Origin of the sequence: Paraburkholderia sp. CNPSo 3274 (assembly GCF_024206475.1) — a bacterium.
GTDB lineage: Bacteria > Pseudomonadota > Gammaproteobacteria > Burkholderiales > Burkholderiaceae > Paraburkholderia.
The window spans coordinates 24641-45611 of sequence record NZ_JAMBPR010000017.1; the positions used below are offsets into that span (position 1 = coordinate 24641).

Genomic DNA, 20971 nt, shown 5'->3' on the forward strand with positions numbered 1-20971 from the left:
CCATTCGTGCCGATTGGCCATCGCCGGGCCAGTTCAGGCCGCGGCGACCGGGTCAACCGACACTTCGATCAGGTGACGCTCCGCGTCGAGCATCGGCACGCTCAGACGGATCGTATTCAGCGCCTTGGTGCCCGCCGGCAAGCGTTCGAGCTCGCCTTCGGGGTGCACGCCCTTCATCGCCCAGATCGCGCCGCCCTCGGCAACGAGATGACGGGCCAGTGTAACGAAATCGGCGAGATCCGCGAATGCCCGAGACACAATCAAATCAAATTTTTTCGGTACTTCCACACCGGGACGCAACGATTCGACCCGACCGGTCACTACCGCCAGGTTCGCGAGTCCAAGTTCAGCCTTCGCCTGCGACTGGAACGCCGACTTCTTTTGCACGATATCGTTGAGCGTGACCTGCCAATCGGGGCGCACGATCGCGAGCACAATGCCCGGCAGGCCGCCACCGGAGCCGACATCGAGCACCGTCGCGTCGGCGCGCGCCGGCAGGTGCGGAACGATCGAAAGCGAGTCGAGAATGTGCTGGACCAGCATCTGACGCGGATCGCGGATCGCCGTGAGGTTATACACGGCGTTCCACTTCGCGAGTAGTGCAACGTAATCGAGCAACTGCTCGTGCTGCCGTTCGGTGAGTTCGACGCCAAGCGCCTCTGCGCCCTCTTTCAGCAGACGAGCCAGCGCGTCGCGGTCCGCAATGCCGGGTTGCCTCGAGCGGCCCGTCATTGCGCCACCGGCGTAGAGTCGGTGCCGCTATCGTCCGCAGCGCCCGGATTCTGTCGACGGCGGCCAAGGCCACGTTTGAGATGCACCATCAGCAACGAAATCGCGGCGGGCGTAATGCCCGAAATTCGCGACGCCTGGCCGATAGTCTCAGGGCGGAACTGGTTCAGCTTCTGGCGCGCTTCAAACGAAAGGCCCCGCACTTCCGCATAGTCGATGCCTTCCGGCAGACGGGTATTTTCTTGCGCGCCATTGCGCTCGATCTCGTCGGCTTGGCGATCGATATAACCCTGATATTTGATGCCGATTTCGATCTGCTCCTTGATCTGGGCGAGCAGAACCTCGTCGTCGGCGAGTGGCGTTTCCGGCGCACAAGCGCCTTCGCGCAGACCACAAACGCCGTCATAACTCACGCCCGGGCGACGCAGCAAGTCCGCGAGGTTGTATTCGCGGTCGATCGACTTGCCGAGGAGTGCCGTCGCTTCTTCAGCCGAAAGTGTCTTGGGGTTCACCCAAGTCGACTTCAGACGCTCTGTTTCACGTGAAACAGCATCGCGCTTGCGGCAGAACGCGTCCCAACGAACGTCATCTATCACGCCCAGCTCACGACCGCTCTCCGTCAGGCGCATGTCCGCGTTGTCTTCACGCAGGCTCAAGCGGTATTCGGCTCGGCTCGTAAACATGCGATACGGCTCGGAAACGCCCTGCGTCACCAGATCGTCGACCAGCACGCCGAGGTACGCCTGATCGCGGCGTGGGCACCATGCGTCCTTGCCTTGCACCTGCAGGCCTGCGTTCATGCCGGCGAGCAAGCCTTGCGCTGCCGCCTCTTCATAGCCCGTCGTACCGTTGATCTGGCCCGCAAAAAACAGGCCGTTGATAACCTTGGTTTCGAGCGAAGCCTTGAGTCCGCGCGGGTCGAAGTAGTCATATTCGATCGCGTAGCCCGGACGCAAGATGTGCGCGTGCTCAAGGCCGCGCATCGAGTGCACGAGCTCGAGCTGCACATCGAACGGCAGGCTCGTGGAGATTCCATTCGGGTAGAACTCGTTCGTCGTCAGGCCTTCCGGTTCGAGGAAGATCTGATGCGATTCCTTCGAGGCGAAGCGATGAATCTTGTCCTCGATGGACGGGCAATAGCGCGGCCCCACCCCTTCAATCACGCCCGTGTACATCGGCGAGCGGTCGAGACCACCGCGGATAATGTCGTGGGTGCGCTCATTCGTATGTGTGACCCAGCATGGAATCTGACGCGGATGCTGTTCCGCGCGGCCGAGGAACGAGAACACAGGGACCGGATCGAGGTCGCCCGGCTGCTCTTCGAGCACCGAGAAGTCGATCGTGCGGCCGTCGATACGCGGCGGCGTGCCCGTCTTGAGGCGGCCCTGCGGCAGCTTCAGCTCCTTCAGGCGCGACGAGAGCGTCACGGCAGCAGGGTCGCCAGCGCGGCCGCCCGTGTAGTTGTTCAGGCCCACGTGGATCTTGCCGTCGAGGAAGGTCCCCGCCGTCAGCACGACTGCACGGCTGCGGAAGCGGATCCCCACTTGCGTGACAGCGCCCACTACGCGGTCGCCTTCGACCATCAGGTCTTCCACGGCCTGCTGGAACAGCCACAGATTCGGCTGATTCTCGAGGCGTCGGCGGATCGCCGCCTTATAAAGAATACGGTCTGCCTGCGCACGCGTCGCCCGAACCGCCGGGCCTTTGGACGAATTAAGGATGCGGAACTGGATCCCACCCTCGTCCGTCGCAGCGGCCATGGCGCCGCCGAGCGCATCGACTTCCTTGACGAGATGGCCTTTGCCAATGCCGCCAATCGACGGATTGCAGCTCATCTGGCCGAGCGTTTCAATGTTGTGCGTGAGCAGGAGCGTCTTGACGCCCATGCGGGCGGCGGCAAGCGCAGCCTCGGTTCCGGCGTGACCGCCGCCGACGACGATTACGTCAAACTCTGTGGGATAAAGCATGGCGGGATGTCACGCATGGACGGAAACGACCGCGTGAGCCTTCTCAGAAAAAGTGGTATGCGCGAATTATAACGGTTTCGCGTTTTCGGCCGTTCACACCCGAATTTTGTTCCCAGAGTCGGCCTGTGTTGAGCAAAAAAAGCGGCGTGTTTCACGTGAAACACGCCGCTCATTTCTACAGCGATAGACGAAGTCAGACCGGTTTCTTCGCCAACCCGAGATACGTTTCAATCACGCGTGGGTTCTGCGCCAGCTCCGCCGCTGGCCCTTCGAGCGCCAGATCGCCGGTTTCCAGCACGTAGCCGTAATCGGAAATCTGTAGTGCGGCGCGCGCATTCTGCTCGATGAGCAGCGTCGCGACGCCGGTTTGCCTCAGCGCACTAATGATGTGGAAGATTTCCTTCACGATCAGCGGCGCCAAACCAAGACTAGGCTCGTCGAGCATCAGCAGATCGGGCTTGCCCATCAATGCGCGGCCGACCGCGAGCATCTGGCGCTCGCCGCCCGAGAGCGTGCCGGCCGCCTGCGCCCGGCGTTCCTTTAAGCGCGGAAACAGCGTGAAAACCGGTTCAAGCTGATCGAGGAAATTACGCTCACCGGCGCGCTTGCGGCGGTACGCGCCGAGCACGAGGTTGTCCTCCACCGTCATCGAGGCAAACAGTTCGCGCTTTTCCGGCACGAGACACATGCCGCGCGCCACACGCCGCTCGATCGGCAGCGCGCCGATCGCCTCGCCCATATAAGCGATACGGCCGCTCGCATGGCCCGTCACAGGCAGCGCGCCCATGATGGCGTTGAGCAGCGTGGACTTGCCCGCGCCGTTCGGGCCGATCACGGAGACGATCTGCCCCGCGCCTACCTTGATCGCCGCTTTGTGCAGCGCCTCGATCTTGCCGTAGCGAACCGCGAGTCCGGAAACTTCCAGTACGGGAGTCGTCATCATTCCACCCCGCCCAGATACGCTTCCAGCACGGCCGGATCCTTCTGCACCTCTTCCGGCAAACCTTCTGCGATGCGTGTGCCGAACTCCATCACCACGAGGCGGTCGGTGAGATTCATCACGAAATCCATGTCGTGTTCGACCAGCAGCACACTCATCCCCTCTTCTCTCAACTTGCGCAGCAATGCCGCCAACTGTTGCTTTTCCTGGTAGCGCAGGCCGGCCGCAGGCTCGTCGAGCAGCAGCAAGGTCGGATCGCAGCACAGCGCACGTGCAATCTCCAGGATGCGTTGCTGACCTAGCGCGAGGCTGCCCGCTTCGTCGTACATATGCTGCTCGAGCCCCACGCGGTGGATCTGCTTCGCCGCCTCGCTCATGAGCCGCCCCTCTTCCGTCGCATTGAGCTTGGCGACGCTGCGCAGCACGCCCGCATGACCACGCAGGTGCGCGCCGATGGCGACGTTCTCGAGCACCGTCATCGTCGGCAGCAACTTGACGTGCTGGAACGTGCGGCCAATGCCGCGCGCGACGATTTCACGTGAAGTCAGCCGGTCGATGCGCTCGCCGCGAAACGTGATCTCGCCGCTGGTCGGCTGAAGCACACCGGTCACGAGATTGAAGGTCGTCGACTTGCCCGCACCGTTGGGACCGATCAGGCCAATGATCTGCCCCGCCTTCACTTCGAAACTCACGTCGTTTACGGCCACGAGACCGCCGAATTGCTTGCGCGCCTTATTCACCGACAGCAGCATTTCGCCCGTGGCCGGCTTGCTGCGCTGCGGCAACGCTTCGGCATTCTCGGGCACATGCGCCTGCGGACCACGCGGGAAGAAGCGCGCCACGAACGGCCAGACGCCGCGCCGCGCGTATTGCAGCAGCAGCACCATCAGAATGCCGAACACGATGATCTCGAAGTTGCCGTTCTCGCCAAGCAGCTTCGGCAGCAGCGTCTGCAGCCAGTCCTGCAGCACAGTGAGAATCGCCGCGCCCAGCACTGCGCCCCAGACGTGCGCCACGCCGCCCACCACGGCCATGAAGAGATACTCGATGCCGTGATTCAGACCGAACGGCGTCGGGTTCACCGCACGCTGCAAATGCGCGTACAGGAAGCCCGAAACGGCTGCGAGCACCGCCGCATAGACGAAGATCACCACACGCATCCAGCCGGTGTTCACGCCCATTGCCTCGGCCATCATGCCGCCGCCGCGCAGTGCGCGAATCGCCCGGCCCATGCGGCTATTAAGCAGATTTTGAACAGACACCACGGATGCAAGCACTACGACCCAGATCAGGTAGTAGATATGGCGGCCCGATTCGAGGTCGATGCCCAGCACATTCAGCACGGGAATGCCGTTGATGCCGTCGTACTTGCCAAGCATGTCGAGATTGCCGAACAGGAAGAACAGCGCGAGGCCCCAGGCGATCGTACCGAGCGGCAGGAAGTGGCCCGACAGGCGCATCGTCACGAGCCCCAGAACGAGCGCCACGAGCCCCGTGATTACCACGCCGACAATCAGCGCGAGCCAGGGCGAAACGCCGTACTGCGTCGTCAGATACGCGGTCGCGTAAGCACCGAGCCCGACGAACGCGGCCTGGCCGAAGCTCGTCATCCCGCCGATGCCGGTGAGCAGCACGAGCCCGATCGCGACGATCGAATACAGGCCGATATAGTTGAGCAGCGTGATCCAGTACTCGGGCACGTGCACCGGATGCGGCAGCACCGGCAACGCGAACATCACCACGAGGAACAGCCAGAAGAAGCGGTTGTGCATGACGAATCGTTTCATCGCGTCACTCCTCTTCCTCTTCGGCGTGCGGCGTCGAGAGCGAGCGCCACAGCAGCACGGGGATGATCAGTGTGAACACGATCACTTCCTTGTAAGAGCTCGCCCAGAACGACGAGTACGACTCCAGCAGGCCCACGAGCACGGAACCTGCCGCAGCCAGCGGATAGCTCACCAGGCCGCCGATAATGGCGCCGACGAAGCCCTTGAGGCCGATCAGAAAGCCCGAGTCGTAGTAGATGGTGGTGAGCGGCGAGACGAGAATGCCGCACAGCGCACCGAGGCCCGCGGCGAGCGTGAACGCGAGCCGCCCGGCCTGCGTGGTGCCGATGCCGACGAGCCGCGCGCCGAGCCGGTTCACCGAGGTCGCGCGCAGCGCCTTGCCCGAAATCGTGCGATCGAAATAGAGATACAGCGCGACTATCAGCACGGCGGCCGTGCCGATCACCCAGAGGCTTTGGCCCGAGATCGACAGGCTGCCGATGTTGAACGTCGCGTCGGAGAACGCGTTCGTACGCGAGCCTTCCGCGCCGAACATCACGAGCCCGAGGCCCACCATTGCGAAGTGCACGGCCACCGCTACGATCAGGAGCAGCAGCGTGGTCGCCTCGGCGATGGGCTCATACGCGAGGCGATAGATGAACGGCCCCATCGGCACCACGATCGCGAGCGTGAGCGCAATCTGTACGAGCATGGGCAGCTGCTGGCTCGCCACGCCGCGCGTGACCGCATAGAGCGCGATGGGAAACAGCAGATACTTGCCCGCGAGCGAGACGAGCGTGCGCGCCGCGTGGCGCCGCCGTTCGGCGTGACGCACGAGCCCGGCGGTTTCGACCACGAAGCACGCCGCGCCGAGCGCCACGAGCAGCCAGCAGGTGGCCGGAAACTTCTGCGATTGCAGCGCGGCGAGCGTGAGCGCGCCATACGAAACGAATTCGCCCTGCGGAATGAAGATCACCCGCGTAACGGAGAACACCAGCACCAGGGCGAGCGCGAGCAGCGCATAGATCGCACCGGTGGTGATGCCGTCCTGCGCGAGGATCGCGGCGATCGATAAATCCATACTCCCCTCTTCCTGAAACCTTCTGGAACCTGAAAAAACAGCGACGTCGAAAAAAACGGAAATGCTGGCGTGAACCGTCCCAGGCGCGGTTCGGACTTCACGTGTGAGAAGCCGGCGCGCAGCAATGACGCCGCACACCGGTCATGCTTGTTCTCGCGTGTTCTCGATTGTCAGTGGCCAGAATGACGCCGTGACACGCGCGTGGTTTTCACGGGAAAACGCGCTGCGCTTTCCCGTGTGCCGCACGTTATTCGCCCTGCAGCTTCCACTTGTTGTTGACGATCTCGACGATCACGCGCGCGCGCTGGTCGAGTCCCGCATGATCCGTCGCGCTCATGTTGAAGATGCCGTGCGCGCCCGCCACGTCCTGCGAGCTTTCGAGCGCGGCGCGCAGCGCCACACGGAATGCCTCGGTGCCAGGCTGCCCCGCCTTCAGCGCGACAGGAATCGCGCGCTGGAGCAACTGGCCGGCGTCCCACGCATGACCGCCGAAGGTCGCCACCGTGCCAACGCCATAGGCCTTCTCATAGGCCGACTTGTAGGCCAGCGCCGACTTCTTCACAGGGTTCGAATCGGGCAACTGATCGGCCACGAGAATCGGGCCTGCGGGCAGCAGCTCGCCTTCGCAATCCTTGCCGCAGACGCGCAGGAAGTCGTTATTCGCCACGCCGTGCGTCTGATAGACCTTGCCCTTGAAGCCGCGATCCTTGAGCGTGGTCGCAGGCAGCGCCGCAGGCGTACCCGAACCGGCGATCAGAATCGCATCGGGGTTCGCCGACATCAGCTTGAGCGCCTGGCCCGTCACCGACGAGTCGGTGCGGTTATAGCGCTCGCTCGCCACGATCTTGAGGTTGTGCTTCGCGGCTGCGCTGGTGAATTCCTTGAGCCAGCTGTCGCCGTAGGCGTCGGTGAAGCCGATGAAGCCCACCGTCTTCACGCCTTGCTTCTCCATGTAGCTCGCGAGCGCGTCGGCCATCAGGCTGTCGTTCTGCGGCGTCTTGAAGGCCCACTGACGCTTCGCGTCGATCGGCTCGACGATCGCGGCGGATGCGGCGAGCGAGATCATCGGCGTCTTGCCCTGCGCAACGACGTCGAGCATGGCGAGCGAGTTCGGCGTGACCGACGAGCCGATGATGGCGTCCACGTGGTCTTCGTCGATCAGCTTGTGCGTGTTCTGCACGGCCTTGCTCGTGTCCGAAGCGTCGTCGAGCACGATGTACTGCACGCTTTTGCCCGCGATCTCCTTGGGCAGCAGCGCGATGGTGTTCTTCTCGGGAATACCGAGCGACGCGGCCGGCCCCGTTGCCGAGAGCGTCACGCCAATCTTCACCTGCGCGGCGGCTACGCCCGCCGTGCCCATCAGCGCCGCTGCGACTCCGGCACTAATCGAGCTCAAAACCCACTTCTTCGTTTTCATTGCGCGTCTCCAAACGCTTGGTCTGCGTGTTTTCGATTGATCCTGCGCCGATTACTAGGATGTTCGTAATTCGACGCTGGCCTTTGAGTGTAGTAATCGGGATCGCGCGTGTAATGCATGGTTTTCCCTGCCTGCGGCGCCGCACAAGCCGCCGCGCGTCAGGGTGCGCTCTCCGCTTTATCGACTGCTGTACTGACCTGCTGTACTGCCCTGCTCCCCTGCTGCTGCAAAACCGTTGCAACGGCAACAAAAAAGGCACCTCAAACGAGCGTGCCTTTTTCGTGTTTCGTGCGTCATTCAACCGGCACTCAATCGCCGGCGAGTTTCCACTTGCCGCCGACGATCTCCACCATCACGCGGGCACGCTGGTCGAGACCCGCGTGGTCCGTCGAACTCATGTTGAAGATGCCGTGCGCGCCAGCCACGTCATGCGAGTTTTCAAGCGCGGCGCGCAGCGCTTTGCGGAAGGCCTTCGAGCCCGGCTGACCGGCTTTCAGCGCGGCCGGAATCGCCTGCTGGAGCAAGAGCCCCGCGTCCCACGCGTGACCGCCGAAAGTCGAGATCGAGCCTGCGCCATCGGCCTTTTCATAAGCGGCTTTATACGCAAGCGCCGATTGCTTCACGGGATTCGAATCAGGCAATTGATCGGCGACGAGCAGTGGCCCAGCGGGCAGATACGTGCCGTCGCAGTCCTTGCCGCACACGCGCAGGAAGTCGTTGTTGGCCACGCCGTGCGTCTGGTAGTACTTGCCCGCGTAGCCTCGCTCCTTGAGCGTTTTCTGCGGCAGCGCGGCCGGCGTGCCCGCACCCGCGATGAGCACCGCGTCGGGGTGCTGCGAGATCATCTTGAGCACCTGGCCCGTGACCGAGGCATCGTTACGCGCGAAGCGTTCGTTCGCGACGACCTTGATGTTCTGCTTTGCAGCGGCCGCGCTGAATTCCTTGTACCAGCTCTCGCCATAAGCGTCTGCGAAGCCGATGAAGGCCACCGTCTTCACACCGTGCGCGGCCATATGTTGCGCGATGGCGCCGGCCATCAGCGCGTCGTTCTGCGGCGTCTTGAAAACCCACGAGCGCCTGGCATCCATCGGTTCGACGATGGAGGCCGCTGCGGCCATGGAGATCATCGGCGTGGACGTTTCCGCAGCCACGTCGATGATGGCGAGCGAGTTGGGCACGACAGTCGAGCCGATCAAGGCGTCGACGTGATCTTCGCTCGTGAGCTTGCGCGCGTTCTTCACCGCCTGCGTGGAATCTGTGGCGTCGTCGAGCACGACGTAATCGACTTTTTGGCCCGCGATTTCCTTCGGCAGCAGCGCAACCGTGTTCTTTTCCGGAATCCCGAGCGAGGCAGCCGGCCCTGTAGCCGACAGCGTCACACCGATCTTCACATCTGCATACGCCCCGCCGGCAGTCGCCGCGAGCACCCCGGTCGCGACGCAAGCCGCCCCCATCCAACGCAAAACCAACTGCATCTCCACTCCTTCGATATTCGTTTTCTTTATTGCTACGGAATTGTGGCGCACCGCGGCCGATTACCTCATAGGCAAATCGATAATCAGCTGCGGGAAATCAACGCAAAAATGCTGACCGCATGGTCGGTGATTGGCGAGTGTAGCGGTCTGCGTATTCAGATGGCAAGCGCTTTCCATCTGCTTACAGTGAGGAGGATTGCGCGCTTACTTTGCGTAATATGCAAACGCTTGTGCAGCCGGGGAAAGCCGGCCGTACGGCCTGATTTGCGTAATTTGGGAAGGGATAATCGGAGCGTGCGGAAGTGCCGAAAGTGCGTGAGTCGAACGCCCCCGCAGCGCACAAAAGATAATCGGCTCGCCGTTGAAAGCAGGCGCGCAGAAATATAAAAAGCGCTGTTGGATTCTCATCCAACAGCGCTTCCTTGTCCGGGCACTTGGTGCCTCAGTTGTCTCCTCGTTCTCCACCTGCAAATTCGGTGCATCAGAACTAGGTGCAACTTTAAACTTCACCCCCCTGTGCAGCAACTAGCATTTACCCTAGTGGTGCAGTGCGGCACCGAAATGGGGCGCGGCGCCACAGATTTGTCGCACGGCGGGCCGCTGCGGCATGCCGCAGCGCGACATCTTTGCCTGGTTTTGCCAGCCGGGCCGGTGGGCGACTATTCTATCGTAGTCCAGAGCAGTCCTGGCACGCCAGGTCGTCAAGCGCGCAAGGGCCGCACGCGCGCCACGATTTCGCCGACAATGCCGCGCCGGAACGCCAGCACACAGGCGATGAAGATGATGCCCGTGACGATCGTTGTGGACTCACCGAGTGAGCGGAACCACTCCACGCCCGTCCCTCTTGCGAGCGCCGTGCCGATGTCGCCCAGCCGGTCCTCCAGCGCGACGATCAGCGTCGCGCCGAGCAGCGGCCCGAACAGCGTGCCCATGCCGCCCACGAGCGTCATGAGGATCACGAGGCCGGACATGGTCCAGTACGCGTCGCCGAGCGTTTCGAAGCCGAGTACGAGTACCTTGAGCGCGCCGGCCAGACCCGCGAGCCCCGCCGACAACACGAATGCGAGCAGCTTGAAGCGGTCGGTGTCGTAGCCGAGCGAAACCGCGCGCGGCTCGTTCTCCTTGATTGCGCCGAGCACCTGCCCGAACGGCGAATGCACGATGCGCACGATCAGACCGAACGCCAGCACCATCACGACGAGCACGACGTAGTACAGCGTGAGATCGGAATCGAGCGCAAGCACGCCGAACAGCTTGCCGCGCGGAACGCCTTGCAGACCGTCTTCGCCATGCGTGAACGGCGCCTGCAGGAACACGAAGTAGACCATCTGCGCGAGCGCGAGCGTGACCATCGAGAAGTAGATGCCCTGCCGGCGAATCGCGAAGATGCCTACCACGAGCCCGAGGACCGTGGCCACTGCCGTGCCCGCGAGCACGCCCAGCTCGGGCGTGAAACTGAGCGACTGGATCGCATAGCCGGCCGTATAGCCCGCGCTCGCGAGAAACATCGCGTGGCCGAACGAGAGCAGGCCCGTGTAGCCGATCAGCAGGTTGAACGCCGCGGCGAACAGTGCGAAGCACAGCACCTTCATCACGAAGAGCGGATAGGCGCCAGCGAACGGCGCGACGATCAGCCCGATCAGCAACAAACCATAGAGCGCTTTTCTTTGCATCATCGTTCCTTGCCGAAGAGACCAGCGGGGCGAATCAGCAGCACGATCGCCATGATTACGAACACCACGGTCGCGGAGGCCTCAGGCCAGAACACCCGCGTGAAGCCTTCGATCACGCCGAGCATGAGGCCAGTGAGGATCGAACCCATGATCGAGCCCATGCCGCCGATCACGACCACGGCGAACACGGTGATGATCATCGGCTGGCCCATGAGCGGCGACACCTGGATCACGGGCGCGGCGAGCACGCCCGCGAACGCCGCGAGTGCGACGCCGAAGCCGTAGGTGAGCGTGATCATGAGCGGCACGTTGATGCCGAACGCCTCGACGAGCTTGGGGTTCTCCGTGCCCGCGCGCAGATACGCGCCGAGGCGTGTCTTTTCGATCACGAACCAGGTCGCGAAACACACGGCAAGCGAAGCCACCACCACCCATGCGCGATAGTTGGGCAAATACATGAAGCCGAGATTCGTCGCGCCGGCGAGCAGGTCGGGCACCTCATAGGGCTGCCCCGACGAGCCGTAGATCGACCGGAACACGCCCTCCACCACGAGCGTGAGACCGAAAGTGAGCAGGAGTCCGTACAGATGATCGAGCCGATAGAGCCAGCGCAGCATGGAGCGCTCGATTACGACGCCGAACAGGCCGACCACGAGTGGAGCGACAACGAGCATCACCCAGTAAGGCAGATTGAAGTACGCGAGCCCCATCCACGTGAGCATCGCGCCCAGCATGAACAACGCGCCGTGGGCGAAGTTGATCACGTTGAGCATGCCGAAGATCACCGCAAGGCCAAGGCTCAGGATCGCGTAGAACGAGCCGTTCACGAGCCCGAGGAGCAACTGGCTCAGCATTGCCGGAAGCGGAATGCCAAAAATCGTCATGAAAGCCGCCCATTGACGCATTAACGGATTACGCAATCATGCCGCGCCCGGCGCACCAACCTCGGGGCGCCGGGCGCGGCATACGACTGCGGCATTTACGCGCTCGCGCTTACTTCCACAGCGCGCACTTGCTCTCCTGCTTCGTCGTATAAGCCTGCTCGCCCGGGATCGTCTGCAGCACCTTGTAGTAGTCCCACGGCTTCTTCGACTCGGACGGCTTCTTCACCTCGACGAGATACATGTCGTGGATCAGCACGCCGTCCTGGCGGATGTAGCCGCCCTTGGTATAGAAGTCGTTGACCTTCGTCTTCTTGAGTTGCTCCATGACCTTGTCGGAATCCGTCGTACCGGCCGCCTGCACCGCCTTCAGATACGTCGTCACCGCCGAATAGTCAGCCGCCTGCAGTTCGGACGGCATCTTCTTCATCTGGTCGAAGTAGCGCTGCGCCCACTTGCGCGTGTCGTCATTCTGGTCCCAGTACCAGCCGGTCGTGAGCACGAGGCCCTGCGTGGTGTCGAGTCCGAGGCTGTGCACGTCGGGCAGGAACATCAGCAGCGCCGCGGTCTTCATCGTCTTGTTGATGCCGAATTCCTTCGCGGCCTTGATCGCGTTGACCGTGTCGCCGCCCGCGTTCGCGAGGCCGAGGATCTGCGCCTTCGAGGCTTGCGCCTGCAGCAGGAACGACGAGAAGTCCGACGCCGAGAGCGGATGGCGTACTTCGCCGAGCACCTGTCCGCCGTTCGCCTTCACGACGTCCGCGGTGTTCTTCTCGAGCGACTTGCCGAACGCGTAGTCGGCCGTCAGGAAGAACCAGCTCTTGCCGCCCTGCTTGAGCACCGCGAGGCCCGTGCCCTTCGCGAGCGCGACCGTGTCATAGCCGTAGTGGACCGTGTACGGCGTGCACTGCTCGTTCGTCAGCGCGTCCGTGCCCGCGCCCGTGTTGAAGTACACCTTCTTCTTCTCTTGCGCGACCTGGTTCATCGCCAGCGCCGTGGCCGAGTTCGTGCCGCCGAGCAGCATGGTGAGCCCGTCACGGTCGAACCATTCGCGCGCCTTCGAAGCGGCGATGTCGGCCTTGTTCTGGTGATCGGCGTACTCGATCTGGATCGGCTTGCCGAGCACCTTGCCGCCGAAGTCCGCGACCGCCATCTTGATCGCCGTGAGGCCGCCCTGGCCGTCGTCGTCGGCGTAAAGGCCGGACATGTCGGTGATGAAGCCGATCTTTACCGCGTCGTCGGCGGCCTGCGCGCTCCCCGCGCTGAACGCCATCGCAGCTGCCGAGGCGGCAAAGAGGCCCGCGAGCCGCGCGAACGTGGTTTTCTTCATTGCAGTCTCCTTCCTTGGTTGCGTAATTATTCAGGAACACTCCATGAACACTGGAGGCAAAGCGATTCGCGCGGCGCTCATCTCACGCTCACGTCGCGCGCAAAACCAGACAAAATATTAAACGCCCAGCAGGTCGTGCAGCACCGGCATCTTTCCCTCAAGCTCGGCCGTGCCGAAGTGCTCGACGATGCGCCCGTGCTCCATCACGTAAAAGCGGTCCGCAAGCGGCGCCGCAAAACGGAAGTTCTGCTCGACCATCACGATCGTGTAGCCGCGCGACTTCAGGGTGAGGATCATGCGCGCGAGCGTTTGAACGACCACTGGCGCGAGACCTTCGGATATCTCGTCGAGCAGCAGCAGGTTCGCGCCCGTGCGCAAGATGCGCGCGACGGCCAGCATCTGCTGCTCGCCGCCGGAAAGTCGCGTGCCCTGGCTGTTGCGCCGTTCGGCGAGATTGGGAAACATCGCGTAGATCTCGTCGAGCGACATGCCTTCGGCCAACTCCGCCCGCTTCTCACCCTTGGCGCCGATATACGGCGGCAGGAGCAGATTTTCTTCGCACGAGAGGCTCGCGAAAATGCCGCGCTCCTCGGGGCAATACCCCACGCCGCAGTGCGCGATGCGATAGGTGGGCATCTGGATGGTCTCGCGCCCGCCAATACGGATCGAGCCCGTGCGCCGCCCGGTGAGCCCCATGATGGCGCGCAGCGTCGTCGTGCGCCCCGCACCGTTGCGCCCGAGCAGCGTCACGACCTCGCCGCGCCCGACGGAGAGATCCACACCGTGCAGAATGTGCGACTCGCCATACCACGCCTGCAGCCCCGCAATCTCCAGTGCCTTCGCGCTCCCGGCTGCGCCGGCGGCGGCAGCCGTTTCGCGTTCGGTGACCGTATTCATGCGTGCGCCCCCGTCAGCGCCGCGTCCGCACTGCCCATATAGGCCTCGGCGACGAGCGGATTCTTCGAGACTTCGGCGTAGCTGCCTTCGGCGAGCACCTCGCCGCGCTGAAGCACGGTGATGGTGTCGGAGATGCCGGCAATCACGTTCATGTTGTGCTCGACCATGAGAATCGTGCGCCCGCTCGATACCTTCTTGATGAGCGCCGTCACGCGGTCCACGTCTTCGTGGCCCATGCCCTGGGTTGGTTCGTCGAGCAGCATCAGCTCGGGCTCCATCGCGAGCGTCGTGGCAATTTCCAGCGCGCGCTTGCGGCCATAGGCGAGCTCGACCGTGGGCACATCGGCGAAATCGGTGAGACCCACTTGCGTGAGCAGATCCATCGCGCGGTCGTTGAGCTCCGCGAGCGTGCGTTCGCTCTTCCAGAAGTGGTAGGCGGTGCCGAGCGAGCGCTGCAGCCCCACGCGCACGTTCTGGAGCGCCGTGAGGTGCGGAAACACGGCCGAAATCTGGAACGAGCGGATGATGCCGCGCCGCGCGATCTGCGCGGGCCGCTCATGCGTGATGTCGATGCCGTTGAAAACGATACGCCCCGCGCTGGGCACGAGGAATTTGGTGAGGAGGTTGAAGCAGGTGGTCTTGCCTGCGCCGTTCGGTCCGATCAGTGCGTGGATCGAGCCGCGGCACACGCGCAGGTTCACGCCGTTCACGGCCGTGAAGCCCTTGAACTGTTTCGTGAGGTCGCGCGTCTCCAGAATCGTGTCGCCGAGAATCATGTCCCCTTCCGAGCGTGGTAAGGCGTAACACTGCAGACCGTCCGTGACTCGTGGTGCACGGTGAGGTCCGGCGCGGACGTGACGGCGCGCCTCCCGATGCGCGCAACGCGCGCCTGCCGACTATCGCGTCATTGTCTCGCCAATGATGCAGCGCAATCATTGGGATTTGCACTTAAGGGAGCGCCACAAGGACAGCAAACATTACAACCGATAGTTGACGACAGTTCGACAAAAGATATCAGCACGTTAGAGACACGATCACCGCAAACCCGCATCTGACAGGTGTAAAAAAACACGCGCGCGGAAGCGCTTCCGCGCGCGTCCCATATTGTTGTCGAATCGACGCTGCCTTGCGCGTCGCTCCATGCCCTCAGGCGGTCGTCAGCGTTGCACCGGCGGCGGCCTCCGTTTGCGCACGCACCCCCTCGCGACGGTCGGCGCGCAGCATCGCGGCGGCGCGCTCCGCGATCATCAGCGTCGGCGAATTCGTGTTTCCCGAGGTAATGGTCGGCATGACCGAGGCGTCCACCACACGCAGGCCCTCCACGCCGCGCACCCGCAGGCGCGCGTCGACCACGGCGTCGGGGTCGTCCGCGCGGCCCATGCGGCACGTGCCGACCGGATGAAAGATCGTCGTGCCAACGTTGCCCGCCGCCTCGCGCAACTGCTCCTCAGTCTGAAACGCGAGCCCCGGCAGGATCTCGTGCGGCTGGTAACGCGCAAGCGCGCCAGAAGCCGCGATGCGCCGCGTGAGCCTTATCGAGTTGGCCGCGACGCGCAGGTCGTGATCGGTCGAAAGATAATTGGGTGCGATCGCGGGCGCCTGCGACGGGTCAGCCGAAACGGCGTGGATACTGCCGCGCGACGTGGGCCGCAGGTTGCACACCGACGCGGTGAACGCGTTGAAGCGATGCAGCGGCTCGCCGAAGCGGTCGAGCGAAAGCGGCTGCACGTGATACTGGAGATCGGGCCGCGTGAGCGCGGGATCGCTCGGGTCCGATTTCGCGAACGCGCCGAGTTGCGAGGGCGCCATCGACATGGGCCCGCTCTGGAAGAACGCGTACTGCATGCCGATCATCAGCTTGCCCCACCAGTGCGCGGAGGCCGTATTGAGCGTACGCACGCCGTTCACGCGAAACGCCATGCGCAATTGCAGATGGTCCTGGAGGTTCTCGCCCACGCCGCGCAGATCCTGCACGACGCCAATGCCGAGTTGCGCGAGCCGCTCTGCATCGCCGATGCCGGAAAGCTCGAGCAATTGCGGCGAATTCACGGCCCCGGCGCTCAGGATGACTTCACAACGTGCCCGCGCGACGTAATCGACGTCGCCGCGATACTCCACGCCCACGCAACGCTTGCCTTCGAATATCACGCGCTGTGTGAGCGCCCCGGTGACGACGGCGAGGTTGGGCCGCTTCATCGCCGCGCGCAAGAACGCCTTCGACGCACTCCAGCGCACGCCGCGCTTCTGGTTCACCTCGAAATAGCCCACGCCGCTGTTGTCGCCGCGATTGAAGTCGTCGGTGGCGGCAATGCCCTGCTCTTGCGCGGCGTGCGCGAACGATTCGAGAATTTGCCACCGCAGGCGCTGCTTCTCCACGCGCCATTGGCCACCCGCGCCGTGAAACTCGTTCGCGCCGCCGTGATGGTCTTCGCTGCGGCGGAACACGGGCAGCACGCTGTCCCACGACCATGCGGAATCGCCGGTCTCGCGCGCCCAGTTGTCGTAGTCTTCCCGCTGGCCGCGCATGTAGATCATGCCGTTGATCGACGACGAGCCGCCCAGCACGCGCCCACGCGGGTAGGAGAGCGAGCGGCCGTTGAGGCCTTTTTCGGCGGCGGTCTTGTAGAGCCAGTCCGTGCGCGGATTGCCGATGCAATACAGGTAGCCCACGGGAATGTGGATCCAGTGATAGTCGTCCGTGCCACCCGCCTCGATGAGCAGCACGGAGACGTCCGCGTCTTCGGTCAGGCGATTGGCGAGCACGCAGCCCGCGGTGCCCGCGCCAACGATCACATAGTCGAATTCGCCTTCGAGGCGGCGCGTGGACGCGCCGCGTGCTCCCTGAACTCCACTCGGTGCAGGCATGATGTGTCTCCAGCTACTACCGTTCTCGTTATGTCGTCTTTCTGGAACTGCGATTGCTGCGCCGGGCAGCCTCAAATACTTCGTCATGCTTGAAAAACTGTCCGGCTCCGGCTCGCCTACTTTGCCACCGGCATGGTGAACTCCGCGCCCTTGGCGATGCTGTCGGGCCAGCGCTGCATGATGCTCTTGTAACGCGTGTAAAAGCGCACGCCTTCATCGCCGTATGCATGGTGATCGCCGAACAGCGAGCGCTTCCAGCCGCCGAACGAGTGCCACGCCATCGGCACCGGAATCGGCACGTTGATGCCCACCATCCCCACCTTGATCTGGCGCGAGAAGGCGCGCGCGACGCCGCCGTCCGAGGTGTAGCACGACACGCCGTTGGCGAATTCGTGCGCGTTGATCAACTCGACGGCGCTCGCAAAATCGGGCACACGCACGACCGAAAGCACCGGACCGAAGATCTCTTCCTTGTAGATCGTCATGTCGGTCTTCACGTCGTCGAATAGCGTGCCGCCGAGGAAGAAGCCGTCCTCATGACCGTCCACCTTGTGGCCGCGCCCGTCCACGACGAGCCTGGCGCCCGCAGCCACGCCCGCCTCGATATAGCCCTGCACTTTCGCGCGATGCACGCCCGTGACTAGCGGCCCCATTTCCGAAGCGCCGTCCATGCCGCTGCCGATCTGCAACGCCTTCACGCGCGGCGTGAGACGCTCGACGAGTTCGTCGGCGATATGCCCCACGGCCACCGCCACCGAAATCGCCATGCAGCGCTCGCCGGCCGAACCGTAGGCCGCGCCGATTAGTGCATCCACGGCCTGGTCGAGATCGGCGTCGGGCATCACGACGAGGTGATTCTTCGCGCCGCCCAGCGCCTGCACGCGCTTGCCGTGCCTAGTGCCTTCCGTGTAGATGTATTCGGCGATCGGCGTCGAGCCGACGAACGACAGCGCGGTAACGTCGGGGTGCGCAAGCAGCGCGTCCACGGCCACCTTGTCGCCGTGCACGACGTTGAACACGCCGTCAGGCAGCCCCGCTTCCCTGAGCAGTTCGGCAAGCCGCACCGAAGCGGAAGGATCACGCTCTGAAGGCTTCAGCACGAACGTGTTGCCGCACGCGAGCGCGATCGGGAACATCCAGCACGGCACCATCATCGGGAAGTTGAATGGCGTGATGCCCGCGACGACGCCCAGCGGCTGGCGCAGATTCCAGTTGTCGATGCCGCCGCCGATCTGGTCGGTGAAATCGGTCTTCAGCAGATTGGGAATCCCGCACGCGAACTCGACGACCTCGATGCCGCGCATCACCTCGCCCTTCGCGTCGGAGAACACCTTGCCGTGTTCGCGCGTAATGAGTTCGGCGAGTTCGTCGTGATGCTGGTCGAGTAGATCCTTGAACTTGAAGAGAATGCGCGCGCGCTTGATGGGCGCCATCTCGGCCCAAGCGGGAAACGCCGCCTGCGCAGCGGCAACAGCGGCGTCGACCTCCGCCACGGTTGCGAGCGGCACACGCGCGCTCACTTTGCCGAACGCCGGATCGAAGACGTCTCCATAACGCTCGCTCGTTCCAGCCAGCGGCTTGCCGTTGACGAAGTGGGTCAGCATGCGTACGCCGGCTTCCGTCTGATGTGTCTCGCCCATGGGTGTGCCTCTTTTGTCGTGAAGCCTCGATCTAATTAGCGTAATCGCGAGGCCTGGGCGCGATCCAATGATTAATGCTCAACAGCGATATAAGGCGGTTTAATATCAGGAGATGGACCTGACCTTGCTCCGAGCGTTTGTCACGGTCGCGCGCGAGGGCAACCTCACGCGCGCGGCCACGCATCTGCATCTCACGCAGCCGGCCGTGAGCCTGCAGATCAAGCATTTGCAGGAGGCGCTTGGCGTCTCCCTTTTCACGCGCACCTCGCACGGCCTCGCGCTCACGCGCGACGGCCAGGCGCTGCTGCCGCACGCCGAACGCGCGCTCGCCGCGGCCGGCGACGTGCTGCGCGCCGCTGCTGCACTGCGGCACGAGGTGCGTGGGCGCTTGCGCATCGGCACCATTCTCGATCCGGCGTTCCTGCGCCTCGGCGGCTTTCTGCGCCAGCTCGTCGAAACCTGGCCGCAGATCGAAACGGCGCTGCGCCACGGCATGTCGGGCTGGGTGCTCGACCAGGTGCGCTCGCGCGAGCTCGACGTGGGCTACTACATCGGCCAGCCCGAGCCCGACCCCGATACCTTCCACGCCATCACGCTCACGCGCTTCCAGTATCGTGTGCTCGCGCCCGCGGGCTGGAAGGACCGCGTAAAGGACGCGCGCGACTGGCGCGCACTCGCCGCGCTGCCGTGGATCTGGACACCGCCCGCCTCCGCGCACAATCGCCTGCTCACCACGCTGTTCGAGGCCGCGCATGCCAGGCCCATCAAGGTGGCCGAGGTGGACCAGGAGCCGTCGATGCTCGATCTCGTGAAGTCGGGCGTGGGCCTCACGCTCGCACGCGATTCCACGGCTCTCGCCGAAGCGCACGCGCATGGGCTCACCATCGTCGAAGGCGTGACGGTGCCCACGGAACTCACCTTCATCACGCTCGCCGCGCGGCGCGAGGAGCCCACCATCGCGGCGGCGCTCAAGTCGATCGAAACGCAATGGGCGATATGAGCCGCGCTCATGAAGACGCGCATGCGTCATTCATGTCTGACGTTAGCGCTGGCCGGGTCGCGTAACAGCGCTGTCACACAAGTTTTGATAGATTGGGAATTCGCTCCGCGTTTTCTGCACGCCCAACGGTGTGCTCACTCTGCGCGGCGCGTTTCCAGCCTCTCCCATCGTTCCCCTTGTTCCCTTAGTTCGACAGGAGCCTTGCATGGCCCGCAACATTGAAATCAAAGCCCGCGCCCGTCAATTCGACGCCCTGCGCGATCGCGCTTCCCAGCTCGCCACCGACGCTCCGCTGATCTTTCGCCAGCAGGACTTCTTCTACGATGTACCGCGCGGCCGCCTGAAGCTGCGCCAGTTCGACGACGGCACGCCGCCCGAGCTGATCTTCTATCAGCGCGACGACCGCGACGGCCCGAAGGCCTCGTACTACACGCGCAGCCCCGTCACCAACGCCGAGGCCATGCACTCGCTGCTCGCCACGGCGCTCACCACGCGCGGCATCGTCTCGAAGGAGCGCCACGTGTATCTGGCGGGCCGCACGCGCATCCACCTGGACCGCGTGGATGGCCTGGGCGACTTTGTCGAGCTGGAAGTGGTGCTCGGCCCCGAGGACGACGAGCAAGGCGGTGAAGCCGAAGCGCACGCGGTGTTCGCGAAGCTGGGCGTGGACGAAAGCGATCTCGTCGCGGTGGCATACGTGGATCTGCTCAATACGGCCAACGCGGCCTGACATCTGTGGTCGGCCAAGCGGGCCCTTGCGGCCCGCTACGCCATTGCGCTCACGCCGCCGGCGCGCCCGGCTCCAGATGCCCGAGCGGCAGCGGCCCGTTGCGCTTGAAGGTGGTGAGCACGATGTTCGAGCGCACGCTGTCCACGCCGGGCACGCGCATGAGCTTCTTCATGACGAACGTCGAGAGCGCGTTCAGATCGGGCGCGACGATGCGCAGCAAATAATCGGCGTCTCCCACCACAGCATGGCATTCGAGCACTTCGGGCAGCACGTCGATCTGCTGCTGGAACTGCTCGATGATCGAATCCCCATGATGCTTGAGCTTGAGGCTCGTGAACGCGGTCACGCCCAGCCCGAGTTTTTCGGGCCGCAGCACCACGCGATAGCCGTCGATCACGCCTGACGCCTCGAGGCGCTGCAACCGCCTGCCGATCTGCGAGGGCGAAAGCGGCACCTGCTCGCCAAGCTGCTGATGCGTGGCGCGGCCAAAGCGCTGCAGCACGTCGAGCAGCGCCAGATCGAAATGGTCGAGTTCAAGCATGAATGAAATCCGCATTAATTGACGATGTTGCGCTCGATT

Annotated in this window: 17 protein-coding genes; 2 read left to right on the top strand and 15 right to left on the bottom strand. The window is 63.7% G+C overall.

The annotated features are described in order from the left end of the window. Positions 1 to 33 precede the first annotated feature (33 nt). From rsmG to M3I54_RS13875, 14 genes are all read right to left on the bottom strand, one after another. Positions 34 to 732 carry a 16S rRNA (guanine(527)-N(7))-methyltransferase RsmG gene (rsmG, locus tag M3I54_RS13810; protein WP_254336708.1) on the bottom strand — a complete coding sequence of 233 codons (699 nt, stop codon included), beginning with the start codon at positions 730 to 732 and terminating at the stop codon, positions 34 to 36. Then, positions 729 to 2696 (bottom strand): tRNA uridine-5-carboxymethylaminomethyl(34) synthesis enzyme MnmG, encoded by a 1968-nt coding sequence (gene mnmG, locus M3I54_RS13815; RefSeq protein WP_254336710.1) that lies wholly within the window; start codon positions 2694 to 2696, stop codon positions 729 to 731. The genes rsmG and mnmG overlap by 4 nt, the downstream gene beginning before the upstream one ends. 193 nt (positions 2697 to 2889) lie before the next feature. Further along, positions 2890 to 3639 carry an ABC transporter ATP-binding protein gene (locus tag M3I54_RS13820; RefSeq protein ID WP_254336712.1) on the bottom strand — a complete coding sequence of 250 codons (750 nt, stop codon included), beginning with the start codon at positions 3637 to 3639 and terminating at the stop codon, positions 2890 to 2892. Next, the gene (locus tag M3I54_RS13825; protein ID WP_254336715.1) at positions 3636 to 5423 is read right to left on the bottom strand and encodes an ATP-binding cassette domain-containing protein; all 1788 of its coding nucleotides are present in this window, start codon (positions 5421 to 5423) and stop codon (positions 3636 to 3638) included. The genes M3I54_RS13820 and M3I54_RS13825 overlap by 4 nt, the downstream gene beginning before the upstream one ends. Positions 5424 to 5427: 4 nt before the next feature. Then, positions 5428 to 6483 carry a branched-chain amino acid ABC transporter permease gene (locus tag M3I54_RS13830; RefSeq protein ID WP_254336717.1) on the bottom strand — a complete coding sequence of 352 codons (1056 nt, stop codon included), beginning with the start codon at positions 6481 to 6483 and terminating at the stop codon, positions 5428 to 5430. A gap of 247 nt (positions 6484 to 6730) precedes the next feature. After that, the gene (locus M3I54_RS13835; protein ID WP_254336719.1) at positions 6731 to 7900 is read right to left on the bottom strand and encodes an ABC transporter substrate-binding protein; all 1170 of its coding nucleotides are present in this window, start codon (positions 7898 to 7900) and stop codon (positions 6731 to 6733) included. Positions 7901 to 8208: 308 nt separating this feature from the next. Continuing rightward, on the bottom strand, positions 8209 to 9375 hold the full coding sequence (locus M3I54_RS13840; RefSeq protein ID WP_254336720.1) for an ABC transporter substrate-binding protein: 1167 nt from the start codon (positions 9373 to 9375) through the stop codon (positions 8209 to 8211). 701 nt (positions 9376 to 10076) lie between these two features. Next, positions 10077 to 11048: a branched-chain amino acid ABC transporter permease gene (locus M3I54_RS13845; RefSeq protein WP_254336872.1), complete on the bottom strand. Its 972-nt coding sequence runs from the start codon at positions 11046 to 11048 to the stop codon at positions 10077 to 10079. Continuing rightward, entirely contained in the window at positions 11048 to 11932 is an 885-nt protein-coding gene (locus tag M3I54_RS13850; RefSeq protein WP_254336722.1) for a branched-chain amino acid ABC transporter permease, read from the bottom strand. Before M3I54_RS13850 ends, M3I54_RS13845 begins: the two co-directional genes overlap by 1 nt. 109 nt (positions 11933 to 12041) lie before the next feature. Beyond that, a complete protein-coding gene (locus M3I54_RS13855) occupies positions 12042 to 13259 on the bottom strand; it encodes an ABC transporter substrate-binding protein (protein ID WP_254336724.1) in 1218 nt (405 codons plus the stop codon). Positions 13260 to 13376: 117 nt separating this feature from the next. Then, the gene (locus M3I54_RS13860) at positions 13377 to 14156 is read right to left on the bottom strand and encodes an ABC transporter ATP-binding protein (RefSeq protein WP_254336726.1); all 780 of its coding nucleotides are present in this window, start codon (positions 14154 to 14156) and stop codon (positions 13377 to 13379) included. Continuing rightward, on the bottom strand, positions 14153 to 14932 hold the full coding sequence (locus M3I54_RS13865) for an ABC transporter ATP-binding protein (protein ID WP_028203291.1): 780 nt from the start codon (positions 14930 to 14932) through the stop codon (positions 14153 to 14155). The genes M3I54_RS13860 and M3I54_RS13865 overlap by 4 nt, the downstream gene beginning before the upstream one ends. Positions 14933 to 15302: 370 nt before the next feature. Beyond that, complete coding sequence (locus tag M3I54_RS13870; RefSeq protein ID WP_254336729.1) at positions 15303 to 17021, bottom strand: GMC family oxidoreductase; 1719 nt, start codon at positions 17019 to 17021, stop codon at positions 15303 to 15305. Positions 17022 to 17137: 116 nt separating this feature from the next. Beyond that, a complete protein-coding gene (locus M3I54_RS13875) occupies positions 17138 to 18661 on the bottom strand; it encodes a CoA-acylating methylmalonate-semialdehyde dehydrogenase (RefSeq protein WP_254336730.1) in 1524 nt (507 codons plus the stop codon). A gap of 112 nt (positions 18662 to 18773) precedes the next feature. Between M3I54_RS13875 and M3I54_RS13880 the strand changes: the two genes are divergently transcribed. Both M3I54_RS13880 and M3I54_RS13885 read left to right on the top strand, forming a co-directional pair. Continuing rightward, on the top strand, positions 18774 to 19661 hold the full coding sequence (locus tag M3I54_RS13880; protein ID WP_254336732.1) for a LysR family transcriptional regulator: 888 nt from the start codon (positions 18774 to 18776) through the stop codon (positions 19659 to 19661). Between the two features lie 205 nt (positions 19662 to 19866). Then, positions 19867 to 20391: a class IV adenylate cyclase gene (locus M3I54_RS13885; RefSeq protein ID WP_133183332.1), complete on the top strand. Its 525-nt coding sequence runs from the start codon at positions 19867 to 19869 to the stop codon at positions 20389 to 20391. 49 nt (positions 20392 to 20440) lie between these two features. Here M3I54_RS13885 and M3I54_RS13890 read toward each other — a convergent pair whose 3' ends face one another. Beyond that, on the bottom strand, positions 20441 to 20932 hold the full coding sequence (locus M3I54_RS13890; RefSeq protein WP_028203286.1) for an Lrp/AsnC family transcriptional regulator: 492 nt from the start codon (positions 20930 to 20932) through the stop codon (positions 20441 to 20443). Positions 20933 to 20971 lie beyond the last annotated feature (39 nt).